The sequence below is a fragment of the Alteromonas sp. ABH4_453 genome (assembly GCF_056160665.1).
On record NZ_JBSWXP010000004.1, the window covers coordinates 263,617 to 290,470 of the forward strand.

Below are 26,854 nucleotides of genomic sequence, written 5' to 3' on the forward strand. Positions count from 1 at the left end.
TCTCGTTCAAGCGCTTCAAAAACAAAATTATTCAGGATTCTAAAATGGCACGATTTTCATTTCGTGGCTTTGTGTATGTGCTCATCATTATGCTCGGTTTACTGAGCGCTGCGCCCAACATATTGCCGCAATCAATTAAACAGCAGTTACCTACGTGGTACACCACTTCCACACTTTCTTTAGGCTTAGATTTGCAAGGTGGTTCGCATCTGCTATTAGCCGCAGACACCAACGCCTTATTTGAAAAGCAACTCAACAGCTTTTCGAGTGACTTACTTAGCGAATTGCGCAGTCAAAACGTGCGCTATACAAAGACGTCTCATTCACTCACTCATAAAGATAGTCGTTCTAGAAGTGTCGTCTTTACATTGCGTAGTGCAGATGATGCGAGAAAGGTAAAAGACACCGCATATCAAATTTCCGCTCAGCCAAATGGTTCAAGTGCACTTGATGTAGAGATAAAGAAAAGCACCGTTACCCTTACGCTTAATGAGCTATATACCGAACAACTGGTTAAAGACACGTTAAGCCGAAGTGTTGAAGTAGTGCGAAAGCGTTTGAACGAAACGGGGCTTACTGAGCCTAGCGTTACGTTACAAGGTAAAGACGCCATTTTAGTTCAGATGCCGGGTATGTCTGACCCCACCCAAGTTAAAAAATTATTGGGCACTACCGCACAAATGACTTTTCACTGGGCCGCGAATAGCCAGTCTGAGCAGGTTATGAATAAGCAAGATGCGGCGGGTAATACCTATCGCTTAGAGCAAAAAGTGGCGCTAGAAGGTGAGCATATTACTGATGCGGCAGGTGTCTTAAGTAGTGAAAATGGCCAGCCAGTAGTGACGTTCCGATTAGACAGTGCAGGTGCCAAGCAGTTTGCCACTATGACACGTGACAACATCGGCCGTGTGCTTGCTATCGTCCTTGACGACAAAGTGGTTACAGCCCCCGTCATCAACAGCGTGATCCCAGGTGGTCGTGGTGAAATAACTGGTAACTTTACGTTGCCCGAGGCGGCTAATACGGCACTAATGCTTCGCACTGGTGCGCTACCTGTACCGCTTTCCATAATAGAAGAACGCACGGTGGGGCCAGATTTAGGCAGCGATGCAATTCAAACCGGAGTGGAAAGCGGCGTGGCAGGTGCGTTACTGGTATTGGCATTTATGGTAGCGATTTACGGCAGGTGGGGCGCTATTGCAAGTTTTGCTCTTTGTATCAATATGGCGTTGGTGTTTGGCGCATTAACCCTGTTTGGCGCAACACTGACGTTACCGGGCATTGCTGGTTTGATCCTAACCATGGGCATGGCGGTCGATGCGAACATTTTGATTAATGAACGTATTCGTGAGGAAAGTAAAAAAGGCCGTCCGGCAGCCAGTGCAATAGAAGTGGGCTTTGAAAAAGCATTCGCGACAATAGTAGATTCAAACTTCACTACGCTCATAGCGGTAAGTTTGTTGTTTATGTTTGGTAGCGGCCCTATAAAAGGCTTTGCAATTACTATTGCCCTTGGTCTGGTGTCTTCGGTATTTACTGCTGTTGCCTTAACTAAAATGTTAATGCTAAGAGTGGTTAAGTTGAAAAAAAGAAACACAAGAGATCACACGCCCATGCGCTTCTCTTCACCGCTACTGCGTTTAAGCGATAAGCTAAGCGGTATTAACTTTCTGGATAAACGGAAGATTGCATTAGCTATTTCGGTAGTACTAACAGTGCTTTCAATCGGCTTGTTTGCTAAGCCTGGCTTACATTATGGCGTCGACTTTACCGGTGGCACCATGATTGAGTTGACCGCACCAACCCTTACTACCGATGAGCTAAGGAATGTGATTGAAAGCAATGGCTTTGATCAAATAGCAATTCAAGAATATGGCAGTGAACATCACTATTTACTGCGAGCACCTGTTCTAGATAGCAGTGGCGAGCTTGAAAATAGCAACGCAAAGCAGACTGACGCACTAAAGCGTGCGATTTCGCAAGCCGATAGTGAGGTAAGTTTTGATAAAATTGATATGGTTGGACCCAAGGTCAGCGGAGGCTTTGCCGAGCTATCCATTCTAGCATTGCTTATCGCAGGTGGCGGCATGTTGGTGTATCTGTGGGCACGCTTTGAAGCGCATTTTGCGAGCGCAGCGCTGCTAACCGTGATACTCGATTTAACCAAGACCATAGGCTTTTTCGCGCTTACGGGTATCGAATTTAACTTAACGGCTGTTGCAGCACTGTTGGCGCTCATTGGTTACTCTATAAACGATAAGGTGGTGGTGCTTGATCGTATCCGTGAATTATTGCGTTTAGACCCAAACAAGCCATTGGCAGATACCATTAATGAGGCCGTGAACAGCACGTTAAGCCGCACGGTGTTCACTTCCGTTACCACGCTGTTGGCGTTGTTACCAATGGCTATTTTTGGCGGTGATGCAGTAGAAAGTTTTGCAGTCCCTATGGTTTTTGCTGTCGTGATTGGCACATCATCGACCTTGTTTATCACCTCTACGCTATTGTATTTGTTAGGCAGCAAGAGAGAGAAACAAGGTAAAGCCCAGTTGAAGCCTACTGCAGAAGAGATTAAGGCTTCGTTGTCGCACATCCCTTAGGCGGCACAAGTTCCTTAACCCGTATGCCTTGGCGCGTTTTTGTCTCTAAATACTTTGACACAAAAACGCGATAAGTTAACAGTATTAACAGGAAGCCTTGATGCATTCACGCATACCCGAATAATTTGCGTGAGAGCATCAAGGGCAATAAGGAACGTATAATGTTTGCAGTTGATCACATTATTTTACTTAGCGCAGTGCTTGCTATTTTGGGCGTGCTGGCCAGCAAATTATCTCCGCGTTTTGGCGTACCTGTTTTAGTTTTGTTCCTTGGTGTAGGTATGCTTGCTGGTGAAGATGGTATAGGCCGAATCTTCTTTGATAATGCCGATGCTGCGCATGCTATAGGTACATTTGCGCTTATTCTTATTCTATTTGATGGCGGTCTTCAAACATCTAAAAAGTCTATAATTCAAGCGTGGAAGCCAGCGGCTTTGCTCGCCACCTTTGGCGTAGTGGGCACGGCAGTGCTCACCGGTATCGCTGCTATGGTTATTCTCGATTTACCGCTTTATAAAGGCTTATTGCTTGGCGCTATCGTGGGGTCGACAGACGCCGCTGCGGTATTTTCTGTTTTGCGTAATGCTGGTATACGCATTCCCGCTAAGATTAAGTCGACGCTGGAGCTGGAAAGTGCGTCGAACGACCCTATGGCCATATTCCTCACAATTGGTCTTATAACGCTTATTCAAGACAGCACCACTAAGCCAGTGGACTTACTTTCCTTATTTGCCAGTCAAATGGGTGTGGGAGCGATAGTGGGCTTTACCATTGGCGGTATTGCTGTATGGCTTTTCAGAAGAGTCACCTTAATGGCGATAGGTTTGTATCCCGTTTTTGTTATGTTATTTGGTGTATTATCTTTTGGCCTTGCTGCGAATTTAAATGGCAGCGGTTTTCTGGCTACTTTCATAACGGGCGTAATAGTGGGTAATAGCCGCTTTGCGTATCAACGTAACACCTTTGTATTTCTCGACGGCTTGGCGTGGCTTGGGCAAATTGCCATGTTCGTTATTCTCGGCTTGCTCGTTACACCCACTGAGCTTTTCGTAAACTGGAAAGAAGGCTTACTCATTGCGTTTGTGCTTATTTTTATTGCCCGTCCGCTGGTGGTTATGCCTATTTTGTTGCTTTCAAAATTCTCTTTCAAGGCATCATTGCTCATATCATGGGTAGGGTTGCGCGGTTCGGTGCCGATTATTTTGGCTATTTTCCCGCTAATATTCGGCATGCCATACGCCGAGCTCATTTTTAATGTGGTGTTCTTTATCGTGCTTATTTCCGCCTTATTGCAAGGTTCCACCTTACCCTATGCGGCGCGTAAGTTAGGCTTAGTGTTGGACGATGAAGTAAAGGAGTCGAGTACGCTGGAAATTGTTAAAGTCGCTAAGAGCAAGCGCGAGCTTATAGAAATAGAAGTTTCTAAGTTATCACCGGCGCTAGATAAAACTATTAGTGAATTATCGCTTCCTGACAATACTGTAGTGGCGATGATTGCCCGTGGTGAAGAAACCCTTATACCCAAAGGAAGCACTAAAATAGAAATGGGCGATCAAATTTTTATTATCACCAAACTGCTCGATAAAAATGCTGTTGAGCAATGCTTTTACAACGAGCAGGAATAGGGTGCTATTGTAGGGCACTTCATGTAGAATGCGCCGCGGAGTTGGCCAGGCAATCGCCGCTTTCGTAAGAAAGGGGAGGAAAGTCCGGGCTCCAAAGGGCAGGGTGCCAGATAACGTCTGGGCGGCGTGAGCCGACGACAAGTGCAGCAGAGAGAAGACCGCCTAAGCATGTTTACATGCCGGTAAGGCTGAAAGGGTGCGGTAAGAGCGCACCGCACCTCTGGTAACAGAGTGTGGCAAGGTAAACTCCACCCGGAGCAAGACCAAATAGGATCCCTCAACGTGTGGCCCGCATGGGGATCGGGTAGGTTGCTTGAATCAGTGAGCGATTGCTGATCTAGAGGAATGGTTGCCCACGACAGAACCCGGCTTACGGCCAACTCCACTCTTTTCTTAGATAGCTTTTCGAAGCGCTCTGATTGTCCCGCTTATCGTTGAAACTTTTTCCTAAAGTCGGTGAAGGCTACTCGTATACGGGTGAAGCCTCTACCTGAAGGGACATTCCCTCAGGCAGAGACATATATCGCTCGTTACTGGAAGAAATAGCGGAACGTCGCGCCTACTGTACGAGGCTGGTTCACCGTAAATCCAAGTCGAGCACGTCCACCACGTTCTCTATCAAACGAAAGCTGTGCGTTTTCATCAAACAGGTTGTTTGCATACAGCAATATTTCATAGTCATCGTAGGTAAGACCAAAGCTCATATTAAGCGTGCCGTAGTCGTCTAACAACAAGTCTAATTCCGTTGTTTCTGCACCAGTGGCACCGCCAAAGGCAAGGCCTGAAGTGAATATACCTGCGCCCGCAACTTGGTCACTAGGCTGGGTTATACGGTCACCAACATACTGGTAAGAGCCTTGGAAATAGGTGCTGTTTGAAGAGAATAAAGGTTGCGCTAAATCATAGGTAAATGCGATAGCGAAGCTTTCTTCTGGTACTGACGCCAAACGGTTGCCATCTTCAACGCCACCTAGCACCGCACCATCACCGTCAACAACGGTTGAATCGAACTCGGCTTCAATGATGCTACCCGTTAATGAGAAAAAGAGCTGATCAGTAAACTGACGTGTAAGCTCAAATTCAATTCCTTGGGTGTGGGCGTCAGGCACGTTAAATGATACACGTGATGAGCAAGAACCGGCATCCAATGTAACCTGAAGATCTTCGATATCGTTATAGAAAGCTGAAACGTTAGCTGTCCAGCCTCGACCTGATGACTTCATGCCAATCTCATAGTTGGTGAGCTTTTCATCGTCATAGTCTTGGAACGAACCAAAGATGGCTTCATCTTGGTCGGTACACAGGCTGCGGTTTAGCGGATCGTTAACGCCGCCTAGCCTAAAGCCTTGCGACACTTGCGCATTTAAATTCACGTTTTCGTTTACGCTATACTGACCAATTACACGTGATGTGAAGCCGTCTGACTCTGTGGAATCGCTTTGGTTGTCGCCGTTGGCGAATAAGCCGCCGGAAATAAACTGACGCTCTTCTTCATAATCGTAAAAACGAGAGCCCACGGTCATTTTAAAGTCATCGTTCACTTGATAGTTAACTTCACCAAACACAGCAAGCTGCTTTAGGTCGTAAGGCAAGTAGGCGTTGTACGGCGAATCGGCTTCAAAGCCATTGGCAACCGCTGCTGACGTGCCTTCACCTAATGTAGCGTCGGTAAACGCATCATAGCCGGGGGTAGGAAGTGATTGGTCGTAAACACGCTCTGTAGAAGAGTAGAAAGCGCCAACTAACCAGTCTAGTGCGCCATCGCCATTAGACGCGGCGCGAAGCTCAAAGGTGTCTTGCTCTACTTCGGTTCTGTCTAATAGGTTCGACGGTAATAATACGGCTTCATCAGGAAAACCTAAGTCGATACTTACTGAGCCTGAAAGCGCGCTGGCATCACGGCTTACAAGAATATCGCGGTCGGTATAGCTATAAACAAAGGTAAAGTCAGCAACGTCAGCTTGATATTCAGCAGTTACATCAGCTATCAAGGTTTCATCAGTAAACCCTTCCTCAAGCAACAGATACTGTTCGCGCTCACCCAATTGAATAGCAGGGCGTGTCGTAGTGTAAGGGTTTGCAAACACGTTATAGACTTCTTCTCTGTTAAACCCGTTCATCTCGAGTTCTTGGTAGATAAGTCGTGGCGTTATGGTGAGCTTATCGTTGGGTGCGATAACAAACGCTACTCTTCCGCCAGTTCTGTCACCGTCATTAACGTCCTCGCTAAACGCGCCGTTTTCACCTAACGCATCTATAAAGCCTGCGTAATCAGTGCGGTATACCACCGCGCGCATGGCAATGGTGTCGGAAATAGGTACGTTTACCATGCCTTTTACGTGACCGCCCACGCCACCGTCTGTCACACTATTAAGATTAGCTTCAAACTTACCTTCAAAGGTGTCTAATTCAGGCTGGTTGGTAATATAACGAAGAGTACCGCCGATAGAGCCAGATCCAAAAAGTGTACCCTGCGGTCCACGTAGGGTTTCTATACGGTTAAGGTCGAAAAGGTCGAGATCTGGAGTAAATAAAGACAGCGAGATCACGCTTTCATCGAGGTATACGCCGACCTGCTCCTTAACGCCTGGTTGGTCTCGTACAATTTGACCCGCTGAAACGCCACGCATAGATACTTGGCTTTGGCCTGGTCCTAAGTTTTGAATTGAGACGCTCGCCACGTTTCTAGCTACATCTTCTAAGTTTCCTGCACCGCTGCGTTCAAAGTCTCGCTGCGTTTGTGCGTTGATTGAAAAAGGAATGTCTTCAATGGATTCTGCACGCTTTGTTGCAGTTACTATGATCTGCTCAAAGTCATTGTCATCCTTTTGTTGTGTGTCCTGCGCCATTGCACCGGAGCTAAGCAGCCCCATTACTGCAACGCTAAGTGTGCTTCGTCTAAACGACGATTTTTCTATTTTAAACATAAGTCCATCCAGGTTGGTTGTTTCTATTTTGTTATCAGGCAAGGGCGTAATGTGGCAAAAAAGTTTGGTTATTTCCATAACTTGCGAAACAAATATTTCATTTTTTGTTGTATCTAGCGCCGTGAATTTTGTTTGTAAGATTTGTGTTAATTCTGAGTGTGTGGGGAATGTGCGTCTAAAAGGTCAAAAGAAGCGTCTATCTGACTAATTACAAAAGCAATAATCTAAGTATCATCCCTAAACAGAAAATGTCGGCGTTTAGGGCACGTGTGGTTGAGTAATGAAAGCTACGTGCGAAAACTAAAAGGATTAAAAATAAGGTGGAAAAAGCAGTGAATACAAGCGATGTAGTAAAAGGGGGCCTAGCAATTGTTATCGCAAGCTTTTTGTGGGGGACAACAGGTACTGCCGCCCAGTTCGCACCAGAAATCAGTCCGCTGGCAATCGGTGCCTTTGCAATGGGTATAGGCGGTGTATTGCTTTGTGTTAGTGCCCGAAAATCACTGGTAAAGGACGCACCTATTCTTTTTTCTACACCACTGACTTTTCTGTTTGGCAGTGCATGTGTTGCAATTTATCCGCTGGCCTTTTACAGCTCAATGCGTTTGTCAGGCGTTGCCATAGGCACAGTGGTTTCTATCGCCAGTGCACCACTCTTCGCTGCGCTTTTAGAGTACTTTTTAAGTAAAAAGCCCGTGTCTTTAAAATGGTTTATTAGTTTTGTGTTTGGTGCGTTTGGGATTGGCATGTTAGCCATGGGCAAGGCACATGACGCAATGGCTTTGGCTGCATCTAAAGATGATCAGGTGTTCGGCGTTATATTGGGTTTAATTGCAGGTTTAACTTACGCTGGATACTCATGGGCTGCGAAGCAACACATTGACGCTGGCGCAAATTCAAAATCTGCCATGGCCGGACTTTTCGGTTGCGCTGCAGTCGCTCTGTTGCCTTCTCTCTGGTTTACCGGTCAAAACTTGTTTGCTAACACTATCCACATTAGCGTTTCACTCTATATGGCTGTGGTGCCGATGTTTCTTGGTTATTTGCTATTTGGCTATGGTCTTCGCACCACCGAAGCGAGTAAAGCTACGCTTATTACGTTAATTGAGCCACTGGTTGCGACACTTTTCGCTATTTTTCTAATTGGTGAAGTATTCAAACCGGTGGGGTGGGTTGGCATGACGCTGGTGTGTCTTTGCCTTTTAATCCAATCGATAAAATTTCCATTTGCTGTAAAACGCTCTCGTCAAAAGGCGACAGCGTAGCGATATATTCAAACTATTACATTGTTTCTTTCAACACTCGCCCAATGATCAACTTTATCAATGAGATCAACAGCGTCGAAAGGTTTACTTAAATAGTCATCCATACCCACTTTTACACAGCGCTCTTTGTCACCTTTCATCGCATTTGCAGTGAGTGCGATAATAGGCACGTTAAGGTATCGCTCTCCTGCCTCACCATTTCTAATGCGCTTTGTTGCTTCAAAGCCATCCATTTCTGGCATTTGGCAATCCATCAAAATGACATCAAAGGTCACTTTCATTTTATTCAATGCTTCTAATGCCTCTAAGCCAGATTTAGCGCTAAGTGTAGTATGGTTATTCAGGTGCTGTTTCACGATAATTTGGTTAATATCATTATCTTCGACAATCAAGACTTTGCGCTTCTTTCCTTTTTCTCGCGTTAAAGCAGATGCATGGTGCACGGGCTTCAGTACCGTCTCATCAGCAGGCTCAAGTGAAATAGTGAAAGAGAACGTACTTCCGTTGCCTTTGACACTTTCAAGAGTTATATCACCACCCATGAGTTCGCAAAGCTGCTTGCTTATTGATAAGCCAAGTCCAGTGCCACCAAACTTACGGGTAGTAGACAGGTCTTCTTGTGTAAAGACTTCGAAAATGGTGGCTTGTTTTTCTTGAGCAATACCTATCCCCGTGTCTTTCACACTACATAAAAGTGTAAGACTATCGTCAGCGTTTTGCTTGATACTAGTCGTAACATCAATATGCCCAGCGTCAGTAAACTTGACGGCGTTACCTAACAGGTTCGACAGAATTTGCCTGAAGCGTACATCATCACCTTGGACAACGTGGAAGCCTTGTAAGTCAAAGTGGAAGTGTAGCTCAAGGCCTTTCTCTTGGCACATGATGGCGTACTGACTTTGAAGGTTTTCAAGTGAATCTAAAATGTCGAAAGGGTTCTCTTCAATTTGTAACTGACCGGCTTCAATTTTAGAGAAGTCCAAAATATCATTCACAATATGCAGAAGGCCTTGAATGCTGAACTTCGCCAAAGAAAGATAATGCTTCTGCTCTTCAGTCAACTCAGAGTTAGCCATGAGCTGTAAAACGCCGGATATCCCGTGAATAGGTGTGCGAATTTCATGACTCATACTAGCTAAGAAACTAGATTTCAATCGAGCAGACTCTTCTGCCTTCTCTTTTGCATCTTGAAGAAATTGTTCAGTTTGCTTTTGCTGTGTAACATCTTGTTGGAAACCGATATAGTGGGTAACTTCGCCGTTCGTTTTAACTGGCGTCAAATTTAATCTGTTGTAGAAAAGGCTCCCATCTTTTTTATAATTAATAAGCGTTGTTTCAATAGGCTCGCGCGTTGCTATGGCATTGCGAATTTGCTCAACAGTTTGTTTACTGGTCTCATCACCCTGCATAGAGCGGCAGTTGTGCCCAATGATTTCACTGCGATTGTAGCCAGTTAATTCCTCAAATGCGCTATTCACATAAATAACGGGCTGACCGACCCGTTTAACGTCAGAAATAATAATTGAAACCGTTGCTTCATCCATCGCATGGGTGAGCACGTTCACATGGCTTTCTAACACGCGCTGTTCGGTAACATCACTTCCAACATATATGTTGCCACGAATGTTACCCGTAGCATCGGCTAACGATGCCTTCGTCCATCGAATGTAACGCTCTTTGCCTGTGGTTACTGAAAAATGCGTAAGCTCATCGCTCTGCTTCTCTGCTAGCTTTCGTACTATGAGTTTTAGGATTGAATTTTTTTCGCCGTATTGGTCGTCGCAAAAACCTTCGAAGCGCTTATTTGCAAGCAGGATGTCCTGATTCTTGTCGACTACCACCAACATATCGCCCATCGACTCCAATACATTCGAAAATTGTTCGTTAGACAGCGACACTTCTGTTAAGTCCCAAATAAGCTTATCAAAAGCGGCTCTGATGGCTGCCAGTTCCTTGGCCTCTATTGGTTGGTCATTTGGAAGAGATGCTGCTTTTTTGCTGGTAAGTTGATTTTTAATATCCTTGTACAGCGTTGAAAGCGTGCGCTCTGCCAAGGTGCCGGTCATCTTCACCATATGTAATATGATGAAGATAAACCCCACTATCATTGAAACTAAAACGATACCTGTCCAAGCCATCTCTCTGTATGCAGTAATCGTTGGTTTTACGCTATATAACTGCAAGTTCTTCCAACTCGTTTGCTTAATAGAATAGCCACTTTGATTAAAGTTTGAAAAGTATGAACTTGGAGCAATGAGTGAGGGCTCACTGCTAAACAGAACATTTCCGTTAACATCAGTGACTAACTGATTTGTGAGGCGTGGATATGGCGCAAGTAATGATTGAAGGCTGTCAACGTACATCACAAGGGCACCTTCAGAGACGCCGTTTAGTAAGACAGGAACGCTAATGACTACACCATGCTGTGATACAGAAAAAAACGTATTTGATGAACCCAAGGTTTGCTGGCGCCACGCATTACTTAACGACTCAGGAAGCGCCGCACTCCAATTTTTATCAATAACCTGCTTTCCAGCAAAATCAAACAGCGCAAATTCAACACTCTTTGCTTGGGTAAGATTCAAAGAGCGAAAAAACATAGGAAGGTAGTTGTCCCGCTGTTCTATATCTACCAGCGAATTGATGATTATGTCGTTAGCTGCTAAATCTGCTAGCTGACGCGTTGTATCACTAACAATGAAATTGATGTCTTGCTCTAACCCTTTCACTGATTGCTGTTGGAGGTGGTCAGTTTGCTTAACGATAAAGTGAAAAGACAGCGCAAAGAGCGTGATGGAAAGTACTGTGATTAACAATGCCAGCCTAGGGAGCATGCTTGATAGCAAAAGAGAACGTAGTCTCATATGTTCCTGCTGCATTATTTATCGCCTACTGTGACCAAGTGGCCTTTATCGTTAAAATTTGTCATAAAATAATCCTTTGACCAAAGCGCATCATGCCGTTCTTTTGTAAATGGGGCCTCGTAGTATTTCACTGCACCCTGGATGTTTTCAAGTGATTCGAGGGCGCCACGCAGCGCCTCAATATCTGTACTTCCTGCTTTATCGGCAGCAATGGCAATTAAATGAATTAAATCATACGCATGCGCTAACCCTGTGACACCGTCAATGGCTGCAGCATCGATTAACCCATATTTATTATAGTAGGCCTCTAAAAGCTGTTTAGCTTTGTTGTTTTTTTGATGGTCGAAGTGAAACGTTTGAAGGACTGAAATATCGTACTCGCTAATTGGGTTAGCTAATCGAGATGCAAACTGACCTGAAGCAATACCCCAATGGGAAGCAACCGGAAGCGAACTCAACCCTTTCTCAGCCAAAGCGTCGACGACAACCGTACCTTCAGGTACGTTCGTGACCAATATGACACCGTCAGCTTTTGAATTTTTAATTGCAGCGGCATCTTCGGAAAAATCTTTTTGCTGCCAATTTATCCAGTGAGTTGCACTGATATTTACGCCATGTACTTGCGCAGCTTGAGTTAACGATTCTAGATTAGAGCGCCCCCAGGCTGTGCGTTCAAGCACCAAAGCAATGTTAGACAGCCCCCTAGTTTTTACATAATCAATAAGTACCGATGCAGCCTCAGCGTCACGAACTGAAACTCGAAAGACGTTATTAGGAAAATGCTGGTTATCAATAATTGGTGTGCCAGCGGCCCACGGTACCAGCATCAGCACATTTTTGGCATGTAAAATATCTATTTCGGCTAGAACGACAGGGGTGTGAACTCCACCAACTACGGCTAGCAGGTTGGGCATTTGGGCGAACTGTTCAATATTGAATATGCCGCGAGCTGGGTTACCTCGATGGTCTTTGACAATCACTGAAAGCTTACGCCCGAGAATCCCGCCCTTTTCGTTAATTTCTTCTACGGCTAGCTCGACGCCTCGAGTAATAGCAATACCTCCCTCAACCGCTACCGCTGAAAGGTCGGCATCTATACCGATAATTAAAGGTGCTTGGTTGTTGTCAGCTAGGCACGAATTAAAAAGAGAAAAAAAGCAGAAGAGCGCTGATAGAAAAAGATTTGCACGCATGGTTTAGCTACCTGATTGATTACCCTGAAAGTGTATAGCAATGCGCTAAGCGTTTTGTCATTTACGTATTATCCTTTAGTATAAATTTGCGTTTTTTATGAACAATTCCTCCTTTTTAACACCGTATTCAGTTTAGTCGGATAGATAGCAATGTGGCACGATTCTGCTATTGCGTTAGAGGTGTAAAGTTGAGTGGTTGTTTTGTGAGGGGGCTAAAATAGCGCCCGAAACAGTTGTTTAAAAAATTTTTCTGTACCAATGTGAAAGGTATCTTCTTTTACTGACACACATTAAGGAGAACAGTAGTTTGGAGTATAAGTGCGAAATACAACACTGCCGACAATAATAGATGTGGAAGCAAGTGGTTTTGGGGCAGCGAGTTATCCTATAGAGATTGGCATTGTGCGCTATGATGGTGCAAAGTGGTGCAAATTGCTTAGACCATTTTCCTCTTGGGTGCATTGGGACTCGCAAGCTGAGTCGCTACATGGCATTTCTCAGCAGATGCTGCAAGCACGAGGTGAGGACCCTTATAAAGTGTGTGTTGAGCTTAATAATTTTTTAGGAAACACGATAGTGTACAGCGACGGATGGGTAGTGGATAACCCTTGGCTTATTAAGCTTTACGCTGCAGCGAACGTCGACATGTCTTTCACCTGCCGCGCTCTTGAATATATTTTAACCGAGCCTCAAATGGAAAAATGGCACGATGTAAAAAATAGCCTTGTAGCCGAGAATGATGTTAAGCGCCATAGAGCAAGTTCAGATGCGATGATTATTCAACAAACTTACGCGAGAACCATTGAACTCACGCAAGGGTAATACCAAATCGCATAGATAATTGCCTACTCAGAAAGAGCAGGAACGTTTCTTAGGAAAGGTTGATAGTGCAGTAGTGGCTTAAATGAACTCGGACAGCAAGTATATGACGACCATTGTTAGCGGGAAGCTAACAGTTCATCAGAACAGGTAGTTCACTCCCAAAGAAAGGGCCATGTTTTCTTCTTCCCCCACTTGTCTATGCTCTATTTCTACAGCCATATTTAGACCTTTGTTTTTGCCAAGTAGCCAGCCTAAACGGGTAAACGTACCGATATCGTGAGGTAAATAAAGCCACTCAGCATAATGTTGAAAGGCGGTGTTGTTCGTTTTATAGGTCGCATAAACCTTTTGTGGAATCCATGTGTCAAACCGTCGGCTGGCGCTGAACATGCCTTGTGATCCTGCTGGGTAAGTATAGCTGTTGTCGTATAAGAAGGTTTCAGTTGTAGATTGAACGCGATATGTACTGTTTAACTGCCAGCGAGCTATCTTTTTGCTTTTAAATTGGATTGGGCTGTAATTACTATTATTGTTACCCGCGAATACAGGTAAAGCAGTCAGCGAGACAGCCAGCGTGAGCGCTATGAGAGTACCAGTAACCACATTCATGGAAGAGTCCAAGGTGTTGTTATCTTGGCTTGTAAAACAACAAGAAACTACAAGCAACAGTGTGTTCGTTATTTAATCATAGCCGCAAAAAATAAATGATGGAAATATTCTTTGCTGTTTCTTATTTAATTCGTTGATTTAGCTAGTTAGCAAAGCCTAAATAGAAAACGCCGCTAGTTTGTATAACCACTTAAAACCCAAGCGTTATAAAAACTGAACGGCGTGTATAGAAGCATTACTTGATTGTCGAATTAGACCGATGCTTTTAACGCATCTGCTTTATCTGTTGCTTCCCATGGGAATTCGTTACGACCAAAGTGACCGTATGCAGCTGTTGGGCGATAAATTGGGCGCTCAAGGTTTAGCATTTGGATAAGGCCGTAAGGACGTAAATCAAAGTGTTCGCGCACTAGTGCAACGAGTGTTTTCTCATCTACAACGCCAGTTCCAAAGGTATCGATGCTGATAGACGTCGGCTCTGCCACACCGATGGCGTAAGACACTTGAATTTCACAGCGCTTAGCAAGACCTGCTGCCACAATGTTCTTAGCAACATAACGGCCCGCGTATGCTGCGCTGCGGTCAACCTTTGATGGATCTTTGCCTGAGAACGCGCCGCCGCCGTGTCTAGCCATACCGCCGTATGTATCTACGATAATTTTACGACCTGTTAAGCCACAGTCGCCCATTGGACCACCGATTACAAATCGCCCCGTTGGATTGATGTGAAAACGCGTATTGCCATCTATCCACTCGCTTGGAAGCACAGGCTTGATGATTTCTTCCATTACCGCTTCACGTACTGTTTCAGTGCTTACTGAATCGCAGTGTTGGGTAGAAAGTACAACAGCATCAATGCCTACTGGCTTGTCGTTTTCGTATTTAAAAGTGATTTGGCTTTTTGCATCTGGACGCAACCAGTCTAGTTTGCCAGATTTACGTACTTCCGCTTGTTTTTGAACTAGGCGGTGAGAGTACGTGATAGGCGCCGGCATTAATACATCAGTTTCGTCGCTCGCGTAACCAAACATCAGACCTTGGTCACCTGCACCTTGTTCTTCTAAGCTTGCGCGGTCAACACCTTGATTGATGTCAGGAGACTGTTTACCAATTGCGTTTAATACAGCACATGAATCGGCGTCAAAGCCCATATCTGAGTGCGTGTAGCCAATTTCTTTAACAGTTTTTCGGGTAAGTTCTTCAATGTCTACCCATGCAGAAGTGGTGACTTCACCACCTACTAAAACCATACCGGTTTTTACATACGTTTCGCAGGCCACCCGAGCGCGAGGATCTTGTTCTAAAATAGCGTCAAGAACCGCATCTGAGATCTGATCAGCAATTTTGTCCGGATGTCCTTCAGACACTGACTCGGATGTGAATAAATGCGTGGCCATAAATGCTCCGTAAGCGTTAAATTATCAAAATAGTCGTATATTGTACTAAAACAAGTTATAAATACCAGTCTTTACTTCTAGACGTCTAAAAGTCTCTTTGTTACGAAATGTTGACATAACCCGATCAGTATTAAGGTTATTTGTATAAAATAAAAAGACTTAGGCAAAGGTAAGAGAGTTTTTATTACCGTGCTAATACGCATTGGTGAGCGTATAGACCATTTTTTACTATTACTTTCGCTATTGGCAATGAAAACTCATTGAACTGTTAGGTGGCATAGGTAAGAATAACGCCACATTCAATCGTATAAAGAAGTAGAGCAAACGCCTTATCTCTACGCTCGTCTAGCTCTGCTAGCCCGCTAAGATACGAAACAAAAGATACAAAATAAATCAGGAGACAACATGCCCTCTCGTCGTGAACTCGCCAATGCAATCCGTGCATTAAGTATGGACGCCGTTCAACAAGCTAAATCTGGTCACCCAGGTGCCCCAATGGGGATGGCTGATATCGCACAGGTACTATGGGGTGATTTCTTATCACACAACCCAGCAAACCCGTCTTGGGCTAACCGCGATCGCTTTGTGCTTTCAAATGGTCACGGCTCGATGCTGTTGTACTCTCTTCTCCACCTTTCAGGCTATGAACTGCCTATTGAAGAGCTGAAGAACTTCCGCCAATTGCATTCAAAAACGCCAGGTCACCCAGAGTACGGTTATGCGCCAGGCGTTGAAACGACCACTGGCCCATTAGGCCAAGGTATCAGTAATGCTGTGGGTATGGCGCTTGCTGAAAAAGTATTGGCGGCACAATTTAACCGCGACGGTCACAACATTGTTGACCATCACACCTACGCATTCTTAGGCGACGGCTGCCTAATGGAAGGTATCTCACACGAGACATGTTCACTAGCTGGTACACTAGGCCTTGGTAAGCTTATCGCATTTTGGGATGACAACGGCATTTCAATTGATGGTGAAGTGGAAGGTTGGTTCACTGACGATACGCCAGCACGCTTCAAGAGCTACGGTTGGGAAGTTATTGACGGTGTTGACGGTCACGATGCAGAGCAAGTAAAAGCCGCCATTGAAAAGGCACAGGCGAATACTGCGCAGCCTACGCTTATTTGTTGTAAAACTACCATTGGTTTCGGTTCGCCCAATAAAGAAGGTACCGAGTCTTGTCACGGTGCACCACTAGGTGATGACGAAATTGTTGCTACTCGCGAGAAGCTTGGCTGGAGCCACGGCGCGTTCGAAATTCCTGACGATATTTACGCAGGTTGGGATGGCAAAGAGAAAGGCTCAAAAGAGGAAAGCGCGTGGAATGATGCTTTCGCAGCATACGAAGCCGCCTACCCAGAGCTTGCAGCAGAATTCAAACGTCGTGTTAATGGCGAACTACCTGCAGATTTCAGCGACAAAGCAGACGCTATCATCGCTGAACTTCAAGCTAACCCACAAAACATTGCTTCACGTAAAGCGTCGCAAAATGCATTAAATGCGTTTGGTCCGTTACTTCCTGAACTATTGGGCGGCTCTGCCGACCTTGCTGGTTCTAACCTTACCATTTGGGAAGGTAGCAAAGGCGTTGAAGCAAACGATGCATCAGGTAACTACATTTATTACGGTGTACGTGAATTTGGTATGTCGGCCATGATGAATGGTATTGCTCTTCACGGTGGCTTCAAGGCATACGGTGCAACCTTCCTAATGTTTATGGAATATGCACGTAATGCGGTACGTATGGCCGCACTAATGAAGCAGCCTGCAATTTTCGTTTACACCCACGATTCAATTGGTCTAGGTGAAGACGGCCCAACTCACCAGCCGGTAGAGCAGGTGGTAGCGCTACGAGCAACGCCTAACCTTGATAACTGGCGCCCTTGTGATCAGGTTGAGTCTGCTGTGTCGTGGAAGTCTGCTATTGAGCGCACTGACGGCCCAACAACGCTTATCTTCACGCGTCAAGGCTTAGCGCAGCAAGAAAGAACGGCTCAACAAGTGGCTGATATCGCGAAAGGCGGTTACGTACTTAAAGACTGCGAAGGCACGCCAGAGCTTATTCTTATTGGTACTGGTTCTGAGGTTCAGCTAGCCGTTGAAGCAGCAGAAAAATTAACCGAGCAGGGTAAGGCCGTTCGCGTAGTGTCTATGCCATCAACTGACGTATTCGACCGTCAGTCTGCTGATTACCGTGAAAGCGTATTGCCTTCTAGCGTTGTTAAACGGGTAGCGGTAGAAGCGCTGTCTAAAGACAGCTGGTATAAGTACGTTGGCTTCAATGGCGCTATCGTGGGCATGGACACCTTTGGTGAGTCTGCGCCTGCTGGCGATTTGTTTAAGCACTTCAACATTACCACTGACGCTGTAGTAGAGGCTGCACTGTCTCTGTAAGAGGTAATAGATAAGCCTATGGTAAATATTGCCATAAATGGGTTTGGTCGCATTGGTCGCAACGTGTTGCGTGCGCTTTATGAAAGCGGGCGCAACAACGAATTTAACGTAGTGGCTATTAACGACATTGCTAAACCCGAAGGCATTGCACATTTACTTAAATACGATACCGCCCACGGGCGGTTCCGTTTTGATGTGGCCTTAAAAAACAACACGCTTAATGTGGCAGGCGACGATATTACACTGCTCGCGATAAGCGATATTAAAGACCTACCGTGGAAAAACTTAGGCATTGATATTGTGCTTGAGTGTACGGGTAAATTTGATGACAGAGCGTCGGGGCAAGCACATTTAGATGCAGGCGCTGGCCAAGTGCTGTTCTCATCTCCCGGTTCACCAGATTTAGACAATACAGTCATTTTTGGAACCAACGAAGACACGTTGACCAGTGAACAAAAATTAGTCTCTAACGGCTCTTGTACCACAAACTGCATTGTTCCTGTTATCCAAGCACTAGACGCTGCGTTCGGTGTTGAAAGTGGTACGATCACAACCATTCACGCGTCTATGCACGACCAGCAGGTTATCGACGCCTATCACGAAGATTTGCGCAGAACCCGTGCTGCAAGTCAGTCAATTATTCCCGTTGATACCCGACTTGCTGCCGGTATAGAGCGTATTCTGCCTAAGTTTGCGGGTAAGTTTGAAGCCATTGCGGTTCGCGTACCTACTATTAATGTTACTGCCATGGATTTAAGCGTAACGCTTCAATCTAAGGTAACGATTGAGCAAGTAAACCAAGCCCTTCGCAATGCAAAAGCGGGGCGTTTACAGGGCATTTTGGATTACACCGAAGAGCCTTTGGTGTCGGTAGATTTCAATCATGACCCTCACTCGTGTATTGTAGATGGCACACAAACAAGAGTTAGTCACAAACAACTGGTTAAAACACTGGTGTGGTGTGATAACGAATGGGGTTTTGCAAACCGTATGCTCGACACAGCTAAAGTGATGTTCGACGCAAAATAACGCATTGATGCTGCCAGGGCTGGTAGCACAGCCCGCGCAGCTTTCACAGTTAATTTGAGCGTGCTTTTAACGCATGCTCTGCTGAATTTAAATTAACATAGGAAAGACGATGGCAATTCCAAGCATGAGCGATATGGCCCTACAAGGTCAGCGCGTACTAATTAGACAAGACTTAAATGTGCCGGTAAAAGACGGCAAAGTAACTTCTGATGCCCGTATCAAAGCATCAATCCCTACGATTAAAGCAGCCCTAGAAGCTGGTGCGGCAGTTATGGTGATGTCTCACCTTGGCCGTCCTACTGAAGGCGAGCCTGCGGATGAGTTTTCTCTTCAACCTGTTGTTGATTACCTTAACGATGCCCTAGACGTACCGGTTAAGCTTGTGAAAGACTACCTAGACGGTGTTGAGCTTAGCGAAGGCGAATTGGTTATCCTTGAAAACGTACGTTTTAATAACGGCGAAAAGAAGGACGACGAGACGTTAGCGAAACAGTACGCAGCACTTTGCGATATTTTCGTTATGGATGCCTTTGGCACCGCTCACCGTGCACAAGCGTCTACTCATGGCGTTGCTAAATTTGCGCCAAAAGCCTGTGCTGGCCCATTACTTGCCGCTGAATTAGATGCACTGGGTAAAGCGCTGGATAACCCTAAGCGCCCAATGGTTGCTATTGTTGGTGGTTCAAAAGTATCGACCAAGCTAACCGTACTAAAAACACTAGCTGAAAAAGTTGACCAGCTGATTGTTGGCGGTGGTATCGCTAATACGTTTATCGCGGCACAGGGCCATAATGTGGGTAAGTCACTAGTAGAGATGGACCTTACCGAGCAAGCTACGCAGCTTATGAATGAAGCGCAGGCGAATGGCGGCAATATTCCAGTGCCAACAGATGTTGTAGTGGGTAAAGCGTTTGATGAGAATACTGAAGCGACGCTTAAAGTAGTGAGTGACGTTGCCGACGACGATATGATTTTTGATATCGGCCCAGACTCATCTAAGGCGTTAGAAGACATTATTAAAAACGCAGGAACTATCGTATGGAATGGTCCTGTAGGCGTATTTGAATTTGAACAGTTCAGTGCCGGTACAAAAGCGCTATCTGAAGCGATTGCAGCGAGCGATGCATTCTCAATCGCAGGTGGTGGTGATACACTAGCAGCCGTTGATAAATACGGAATTGCCGATAAAGTTTCGTATATTTCAACAGGTGGTGGCGCGTTCCTTGAATTCTTGGAAGGTAAAACACTACCAGCGGTAGCAGTACTAGAAGAAAAAAATAAATAAGCCTAAGCGCTGCATATTGAAGCAGCGTTCTATAGCGCATAAGAGTTCATAGAAGCTCATGAAAGCTAAGGCCTAGTGCAAAGTTGCCCCAACATGTGTCACGCTCAGTAACAGCATTTTTGAGCGTGACCATTTAATCGGAAACGATTACACCTGCGAAACAGTGAAGTGCGCAGGCATAAATACCAATCTTATTACAGATGTGTTTACTTTAGGTGTCGGCGTGCCGAGTCTGAGACAAACAGATCTTTAATAGAATTGGTATAACAATAAACCCTACACCTGTCTATTAAGGCAGTAATATACAAAAGGAGTGTTGCAATGGCATCACAAGCTCAGCAGGCAATGTTGGATAAACTGAAAACGCAAACCGGTTTTATTGCAGCGTTAGACCAAAGCGGCGGTAGTACCCCTAAAGCGTTACGCTTATACGGCATCGAAGAGTCTGAATATAGCTCAGACAAAGAGATGTTCAATCTTGTTCACGAAATGCGTACACGCATTATCACCAGCACCCCTTTCAGCGGCGAGCGCGTTCTTGGCGCAATCTTGTTTGAAAACACCCTTGATAGAGAAATTGAAGGCATGTCTTCTGCACATTTCTTATGGCAGAAGAAACGCGTAATTCCGTTCCTAAAGGTAGATAAAGGATTAGCTGAAGAAAGCAACGGCGTGCAGGTAATGAAGCCAATGCCTGGTCTTGATGCACTGCTAGCTAAAGCGGTGGCGCAAGATGTATTTGGCACTAAAATGCGCAGTGTTGTTAAGCTTGCTAATCACCAAGGTATTAAAGACGTTGTTGCTCAGCAATTTGAAGTGGGTAAGCAAATTTTAGCCGCGGGCCTTGTTCCAATCATTGAGCCAGAAGTGGATATTCACAGTCCACAAAAAGCGGAAGCAGAAGCATTACTTAAGCTAGAGATTTTGACCCAGCTTAATCTGCTAAACGAAGGTCAGGAAGTCATGCTGAAGCTAACGCTACCCACAGAAGCAAACTTCTATAAAGAGCTTGTTGACCATCCTCGCGTACTTAAAGTTGTTGCACTTTCCGGCGGCTACAGCCGTGATGACGCAAACGCAAAACTGGCGGAAAACCAAGGCATGATCGCGAGCTTCTCTCGTGCTTTAACCGAAGGTGTATCAGCACAGCAATCTCAAGAAGAGTTTGAAGCAACGCTAGATACTGCAATTGAAGGTATCTACCAAGCATCTAAGGCGTAGTAAAAAGCGTTGGTACAATATTCTTTGTAAACTCGTTAGAGCGCCACTGGCGCTCTTTTTGTTTTCGTCAGTTTTGTATGCTTTATTACCGCGTAAAGTCAAAACGGGTAAAGAAGCGTTCTGCTTCGTCTCTGTTATAGCTATAGCCCTTATCTGTCAGGGCATTTAAAGCATCTTGTACAGAATTGTAAAAGCAGTAAGGAACCTCAGCAGTGTTATAACACTGAGAAACCTGCTGCTTAGTTGTCAGCATAATGTCGGTATCTAGTATCACCACAGCAAGAAATGACAGGCCACGGGCTTTCCTTATCCGTGTTTGCTTAACAAAAATATCAAAGGCGGAAGGAGGCATCAGGCTTTCACCATAAAGACAACTTAACTGCGTCCATGGTTTACCTTGCTCGAATGTGGAGATATCGGACGACATCTTAATCACGCCATTTTTCAAGGTTTCATCATTCCATGGGCCGCGCGCTGTGAACATCAGCAACTGACCATTAGCTGTACTTTCAAATTCGCCGTGTGGATTATTCATGGTTAATACCTTTTTGCCATGTATAAAAGTTAGCATTCTGACGTTTTTGTGCAACTAACCATAAGGATAATTAATGCCAATCCGCATAGTTCACTGCTCTCTCAGAAGGCATTGGCAAGTGTCCAAGTAAAGCGCGGAAATGCAGGAATGTCGGTTTCCTTTCAAATTCCCAGAATGCGGCTAGGAAACTTGCCAGGGCTTCCCGAAGGACGAGTTTAAATTACTGTGTTACGTTTATTAGTTTGCGCTTAATCGTCTTGATGAGGGCGTTCAGCGTTTACTCTTTATCGAGAGAATTTATTCAGTAATACTGGAATTACAAAACCATCACGCAAAAGTGAGTACGCCAGAAAACAAAACGAGAGGACCTGATTTAAAGTGTTCCGCAAAGGTTTACAGGTCCATATAACGAAAAATAAGGTGAGGTATGTTTAGAAATAGAAGTCGCAGGTACTCGTCGGTAGTGATGCGTCAGGCAGCGTTAGCTGCACTTTTTTACGGGGGCGCTTTTGCATTATCAAATGTAGTGTTATCCAGTTCAGTCTTTGCCAATACTGAGGCTGGAATTACCGATACAGACAATAGCCACTATTTTAAATCGGAAGATATTTTTAATTTGGAATACGTGAGCGAAGTTCAGGTGTCGCCAAACGGTAAATATGTTGCATATGTGCGCCGTTCAAACGACATTACGTCAGACAGCAGTCGAGCGAATGTATGGCTAGCGTCGGTTGATGGGAAGTCACACCGCCCCTTACTGTCGTCGAAAAAGAGTTACTATTCTATTCGCTGGTCACCGGATGGGAGCCGGTTGGCTTACCTTTCTAATGAAGAAGGTAAACCGCAATTATATGTGCGATGGATGGATACAGGGCAAACGGCTCTCGTCACAAACGTGGCGTCGAGCCCGAGCAATATTACTTGGTCGCCAGATGGTAAATACATTGCCTTTACCATGAGCATAGATGCCAAAGAAAAGCCGCTAGATGTAAAAATGCCAAAAAAGCCAGACGGTGCAAAGTGGTCGCCTAAATTTCAGTACATCACCAAAGCGCGCTATCAAGCCGATGGGCGCGGGGTTCTTGAGCCAGCTTACACTCATATTTTCATCGTTCCTGCCGATGGTGGTACAGCACGACAGCTGACTTCAGGTAACTATCACCACAATGGGCGATTAAGCTTCTCCCCCGAAGGTGACAAAATCTATTTCTCTGCCAATCGCACTGATAATTGGGAGTATGAGCCTGTTGAAGCCGATATATTTTCCGTTGATTTAATGGGAAATATTGAACAGTTGACTCAGGATAAAGGCCTTGAATCATCGCCTGTCGTATCGCCCGACGGAAAACATATTGCCTATTCGTATCGCGACGACGAAAAAGTGATGTATAAAAATAGCTATTTATACCTGATGAATAGCGACGGCTCTGAACAAAGAAACTTAACAAAAGATATTGATAATTCAGTGTCTAATTTTCACTGGAAAGACAATAAACGTATTTACTTTCAGCAATCGGTACGCGGCTTGGCACAAGTTGATGTTGTATCGTTGTCGGGCAAAGTGAAAACAGTGGCGAGCGGTTTAGGTGGCACTACACTCGGCCGCCCCTACGTGTTTGGTACCTATCATGCGGTAGGTGATGTAGTGGCATACACTAAAGGACGAACCGATCGTCCTGCAGATCTATTTGTGACGACGCGAAAAGAGCGACAGCTTACTGCGCTGAACGAAGACGTTTTAGGGCATAAACAGCTCGGAGAGGTGAAAGAGATTGTCTATCCATCTTCTATTGATGGCGAAGAAATCCAAGGATGGTACATTCTGCCGCCAAATTATGACAGTTCGAAAACGTATCCACTTATTTTGGAAATTCATGGTGGGCCAAACCTCGCCTATGGCCCTGTATTTACTGCTGAATTGCAGCGCATGGCAGCAGAGGGTTATGTGGTGTTTTATGATAATCACAGAGGCAGCACAGGTTACGGAGAGCGCTTTGCACTGCTGCTTCAAGGTAAATACAGCTCGGAATATGACTTTGCCGACCATATGTCTGGAGTAGACGCGCTGATTGAAAAAGGAATAGCTGACCCAGAACGCCTGTTTATAACGGGTGGCTCAGCGGGGGGGATTGCATCAGCCTATGCCATTGGCCTTACTGACCGATTCAAAGCCGCCGTTGTTGCAAAACCCGTTATCAACTGGTTATCGAAAGTGCTGACTGCCGATTCAGGCCTGTATCAAATCCCTTTCCAATTTCCGGGCAAGCCGTGGGATAACGTAGAGCATTACTGGAAGCGTTCACCGCTGTCACTAGTAGGAAATGTAACTACCCCCACCATGTTGATCACGGGAGTGGAAGATAAACGTACCCCAATGTCTGAGACTGAACAGTTCTATCAAGCGTTAAAGTTTCAAAAGGTTGATAGCGTACTGGTAAAAGTACCCGGGTCTCCGCATGGAATTGCTTCTAAGCCTTCTAGAATGATTGGTAAAGTGGAAAACATTTTGGCGTGGTTTAAAAAATACGACAGCGCGCAGTCACAAAGTATGACAGTTGAAGCTCAATAACTAGTTCGTAAGAGTTATGCGTAAATGGGGCTATTGCGTCGATTCAATCGGTTCAAGGCCCCATTTTTTTAGTATTCGAGCATACTCGCCATTCGCTTTTAAAATTGAAAGCGCTTTTTTAAGCGAGTTTACTTTGTCTTTTTCAGTCTTAAGGCCGGTGGCAATAAAAAGGTCGGCACCTAATGCTTCAACGACATATTCGCTCGTTACGTCACTAGGATTAAAACCAGCGTCACTGATTTCATACTTTCCAGTCTCAAAATTGGCTAAAGCAAAGTCGATGCGTTCCATGTACAGCAACTTCCACAGTAGTGTAGGCTCAGCGACCAAAGCAAGGTTTTTATTTTCTTTAAAACCTTGTTGCTGTAGATAAAATGCTGAACCATAGCCGCGTATTGAGCCAACTCGAAAGTGCTTTGCTTCCTCTAAGGAATTGACGTGCATAGTCTCTTTTCGCTTTAAGCGGATAAGCGAAGCTTGCATATGATTAACTGAAGAAAGCCACGTAAAATCACTTTCTCTGTTTGATGTTTTTAATAGAGATAAAAGTACAAGGTTGGGATTGTCTCGGGTTTCTTGTAATGCACGCGCCCACGGCAAATGTTCTAACGAACTACTAAATGGCAGTAAAGGCTGAAGTGCGTTAGCGAGGTCTACGTTGACGCCCTGTGCTTTTCCATTCTCGTCAATCCAGTAATAGGGCGGCGTAACCTCGCTCAAAAAGTAGACATGGTTCGAAGAACCAAAGGTAGATGAACTTGCAATCAGCAACAAAAAAATCCAGATACTACGAAACATAACTACTGTTGAGAACCTACAGAAATAACACCAATTGAGGGTTTTAGATAAGGAAAAGCTAATGCGCAGTATATCCGTTTTATAGGCAAATAATACTGATATTTGCCTATAAAATGCTCAGTTCGAGATATTGATAGCCGATATGTGTTTATTCCACAACAGGGTGTAACTGTTCGATATCAGGTACAACTGTGAGTTTTAAATCAAGGGCTTTCCAATAGTGGCTTTCACGCAGTAGATCAGCAGAAATAATGGGTTTCTCATCTAACCAGCCTTCTGGAAAGGTAATGGTAAGTTCGTTCTTTTCTACATTTATAACGAGGTCAGGTACAAAACCCTCTTGGCGTTTAATATTGAGTAGCACACCCAAACGCAGTAAGGCGATTAAGTGCTTAACTGACTGCTGATCGAAAAGATTAAACGTAGGCAGTTCATTGATGCGAATCTTCTTTCTATGGAACCGTACGAGTGTAGCTAGCAGTAACTGCTGTTCCTGCGTAAACCCAGGCATATCCACATTGCCAAGAATATAAGCGCTATGTTTTTGTATACCTCGTGAGTTAATTTGCATGCCGACTTCATGAAGCAATGCGGCCCAGCCAAGCATGCTTTTAAAGTCGCGGCCTTTAAGTTTCCATGCTTTTTCAACATCACTGAAAAGTGAGAGGGTTGTGTTAAGCACCATAGTGGCTTGGGATGTATCTACATCGTAGCGCGTTGCCAAACTACTCGCCGTTCTGCCGCGAATATCAGCGTGATGAAGCTCATCTTCCATCTGATAAAGCACGCCTTCACGCAATGCGGCAGGCGAGTACACCAAGCCTTCAATTTCTAGTGCTTTGAATACGGCGATAAGAATAGCAAGGCCGCCCGCGATAACCACGCGGCGATCTTCACTTAAATCTGGGAAACTTAATTTGTCGATATGGCCGGCGCTTATGAACTGCTTCATCAAATTGCGTAAGCTTTTAAGCGTTACTGGGATATCGTGACCGTTGGGTCTGTCTTGCTGGCAAAGAGTAGACAGTGAGCGAATGGTACCAGACGTACCTATACACTGAACCCATCCTAGCCTGCGATATTTATTGTCAATTAACTCAAGCTCTTGCTGTGCGGCGGTTATAGCGCGATTGAACGCTTTGGACTTTAGCTCACCGTCAGGGAAAAATCGTTTGGTATAGCTAACGCAGCCCATTTGAAGGCTTCGGCAAAGTAGGGGGGTAAAGCCTTTACCAATAACAAATTCGGTAGAACCACCGCCTATATCAATAACCAATTGTTGACCGTCTGCGTGGTTGGTATGAGCAACGCCTGAATAAATAAGTCGGGCTTCTTCTACACCTGAAATGACCTCGATAGGGTAGGGGAGGATGTCTTTTGCTGCGCTGATAAAATCGCGGGCGTTACGCGCTCTGCGCAACGTGTGGGTGGCGACAATTCTCACCGAGTCGGGCTCAAAACCTTTTAGGCTTTCCGCTACCACTTTAAGCATAGCAAGCCCACGCTCCATCGCTTCATCAGACAAAATATCGTCGTCGTTTAGACCTTCTGCCAAACGAACTTTTTGTTTCACTCTATGCAAAATCTGCACAGACCCAGCAACAATACGTGCTACTACTAAATGAAAACTATTCGAGCCAATATCGAGTGCTGCGACTTTATTAACATCGCGGGTTTCCACACCATTAAAAACTGATTCATGCTGGGTCATGTACTGA

Annotated in this window: 17 protein-coding genes and 1 other RNA gene; 10 read left to right on the forward strand and 8 right to left on the reverse strand. The window is 45.1% G+C overall.

All coding sequences use genetic code 11. The annotated features are described in order from the left end of the window. Positions 1 to 44 precede the first annotated feature (44 nt). From secD to rnpB, 3 genes are all read left to right on the forward strand, one after another. On the forward strand, positions 45 to 2,600 hold the full coding sequence (gene secD, locus ACXAGV_RS09920) for a protein translocase subunit SecD (RefSeq protein WP_474873108.1): 2,556 nt from the start codon (positions 45 to 47) through the stop codon (positions 2,598 to 2,600). A 161-nt stretch (positions 2,601 to 2,761) separates the two neighbouring features. Further along, positions 2,762 to 4,225 (forward strand): potassium/proton antiporter, encoded by a 1,464-nt coding sequence (locus ACXAGV_RS09925; RefSeq protein ID WP_474873109.1) that lies wholly within the window; start codon positions 2,762 to 2,764, stop codon positions 4,223 to 4,225. A 37-nt stretch (positions 4,226 to 4,262) separates the two neighbouring features. Next, positions 4,263 to 4,613, forward strand: an RNA gene (gene rnpB, locus ACXAGV_RS09930) — RNase P RNA component class A. A 142-nt stretch (positions 4,614 to 4,755) separates the two neighbouring features. On the opposite strand, the gene ACXAGV_RS09935 is transcribed toward rnpB, so the two are convergent. Continuing rightward, positions 4,756 to 7,152 (reverse strand): TonB-dependent receptor, encoded by a 2,397-nt coding sequence (locus ACXAGV_RS09935; RefSeq protein WP_474873110.1) that lies wholly within the window; start codon positions 7,150 to 7,152, stop codon positions 4,756 to 4,758. Between the two features lie 320 nt (positions 7,153 to 7,472). On the opposite strand from ACXAGV_RS09935, the gene ACXAGV_RS09940 reads away from it, so the two are divergent. Continuing rightward, on the forward strand, positions 7,473 to 8,417 hold the full coding sequence (locus ACXAGV_RS09940) for a DMT family transporter (protein WP_474873111.1): 945 nt from the start codon (positions 7,473 to 7,475) through the stop codon (positions 8,415 to 8,417). 8 nt (positions 8,418 to 8,425) lie between these two features. On the opposite strand, the gene ACXAGV_RS09945 is transcribed toward ACXAGV_RS09940, so the two are convergent. After that, positions 8,426 to 11,281 carry a hybrid sensor histidine kinase/response regulator gene (locus ACXAGV_RS09945; protein WP_474873112.1) on the reverse strand — a complete coding sequence of 952 codons (2,856 nt, stop codon included), beginning with the start codon at positions 11,279 to 11,281 and terminating at the stop codon, positions 8,426 to 8,428. 14 nt (positions 11,282 to 11,295) lie between these two features. Continuing rightward, positions 11,296 to 12,474, reverse strand: a complete 1,179-nt coding sequence (locus tag ACXAGV_RS09950) for an ABC transporter substrate-binding protein (protein WP_474873113.1) — start codon at positions 12,472 to 12,474, stop codon at positions 11,296 to 11,298. A gap of 318 nt (positions 12,475 to 12,792) precedes the next feature. Here ACXAGV_RS09950 and ACXAGV_RS09955 point away from each other — a divergent pair, with 318 nt between their 5' ends. After that, entirely contained in the window at positions 12,793 to 13,296 is a 504-nt protein-coding gene (locus tag ACXAGV_RS09955) for a 3'-5' exonuclease (RefSeq protein ID WP_474873114.1), read from the forward strand. 138 nt (positions 13,297 to 13,434) lie between these two features. On the opposite strand, the gene ACXAGV_RS09960 is transcribed toward ACXAGV_RS09955, so the two are convergent. Together ACXAGV_RS09960 and metK are read right to left on the reverse strand one after the other, a co-directional pair. After that, positions 13,435 to 13,905, reverse strand: a complete 471-nt coding sequence (locus ACXAGV_RS09960; RefSeq protein WP_474873115.1) for a hypothetical protein — start codon at positions 13,903 to 13,905, stop codon at positions 13,435 to 13,437. A 251-nt stretch (positions 13,906 to 14,156) separates the two neighbouring features. Beyond that, on the reverse strand, positions 14,157 to 15,302 hold the full coding sequence (gene metK, locus ACXAGV_RS09965; RefSeq protein WP_474873116.1) for a methionine adenosyltransferase: 1,146 nt from the start codon (positions 15,300 to 15,302) through the stop codon (positions 14,157 to 14,159). Positions 15,303 to 15,707: 405 nt separating this feature from the next. On the opposite strand from metK, the gene tkt reads away from it, so the two are divergent. From tkt to ACXAGV_RS09985, 4 genes are all read left to right on the forward strand, one after another. After that, positions 15,708 to 17,699 (forward strand): transketolase, encoded by a 1,992-nt coding sequence (tkt, locus tag ACXAGV_RS09970; RefSeq protein WP_474873117.1) that lies wholly within the window; start codon positions 15,708 to 15,710, stop codon positions 17,697 to 17,699. Positions 17,700 to 17,717: 18 nt separating this feature from the next. Beyond that, complete coding sequence (gene epd, locus ACXAGV_RS09975) at positions 17,718 to 18,728, forward strand: erythrose-4-phosphate dehydrogenase (protein WP_474873118.1); 1,011 nt, start codon at positions 17,718 to 17,720, stop codon at positions 18,726 to 18,728. A 109-nt stretch (positions 18,729 to 18,837) separates the two neighbouring features. Further along, positions 18,838 to 20,013 carry a phosphoglycerate kinase gene (locus ACXAGV_RS09980; protein ID WP_474833770.1) on the forward strand — a complete coding sequence of 392 codons (1,176 nt, stop codon included), beginning with the start codon at positions 18,838 to 18,840 and terminating at the stop codon, positions 20,011 to 20,013. 321 nt (positions 20,014 to 20,334) lie between these two features. Beyond that, positions 20,335 to 21,234, forward strand: a complete 900-nt coding sequence (locus ACXAGV_RS09985; protein WP_474873119.1) for a fructose bisphosphate aldolase — start codon at positions 20,335 to 20,337, stop codon at positions 21,232 to 21,234. An 85-nt stretch (positions 21,235 to 21,319) separates the two neighbouring features. Here ACXAGV_RS09985 and ACXAGV_RS09990 read toward each other — a convergent pair whose 3' ends face one another. Next, a complete protein-coding gene (locus ACXAGV_RS09990; RefSeq protein WP_474873120.1) occupies positions 21,320 to 21,769 on the reverse strand; it encodes a hypothetical protein in 450 nt (149 codons plus the stop codon). A 427-nt stretch (positions 21,770 to 22,196) separates the two neighbouring features. Between ACXAGV_RS09990 and ACXAGV_RS09995 the strand changes: the two genes are divergently transcribed. Further along, on the forward strand, positions 22,197 to 24,338 hold the full coding sequence (locus ACXAGV_RS09995; protein ID WP_474873121.1) for a prolyl oligopeptidase family serine peptidase: 2,142 nt from the start codon (positions 22,197 to 22,199) through the stop codon (positions 24,336 to 24,338). Positions 24,339 to 24,368: 30 nt separating this feature from the next. On the opposite strand, the gene ACXAGV_RS10000 is transcribed toward ACXAGV_RS09995, so the two are convergent. Next, positions 24,369 to 25,136, reverse strand: coding sequence for a substrate-binding periplasmic protein (locus ACXAGV_RS10000; RefSeq protein WP_474873122.1), 768 nt, complete (start codon positions 25,134 to 25,136; stop codon positions 24,369 to 24,371). A 148-nt stretch (positions 25,137 to 25,284) separates the two neighbouring features. Beyond that, positions 25,285 to 26,847 (reverse strand): exopolyphosphatase, encoded by a 1,563-nt coding sequence (gene ppx / locus ACXAGV_RS10005; protein WP_474873123.1) that lies wholly within the window; start codon positions 26,845 to 26,847, stop codon positions 25,285 to 25,287. Positions 26,848 to 26,854: the final 7 nt, after the last annotated feature.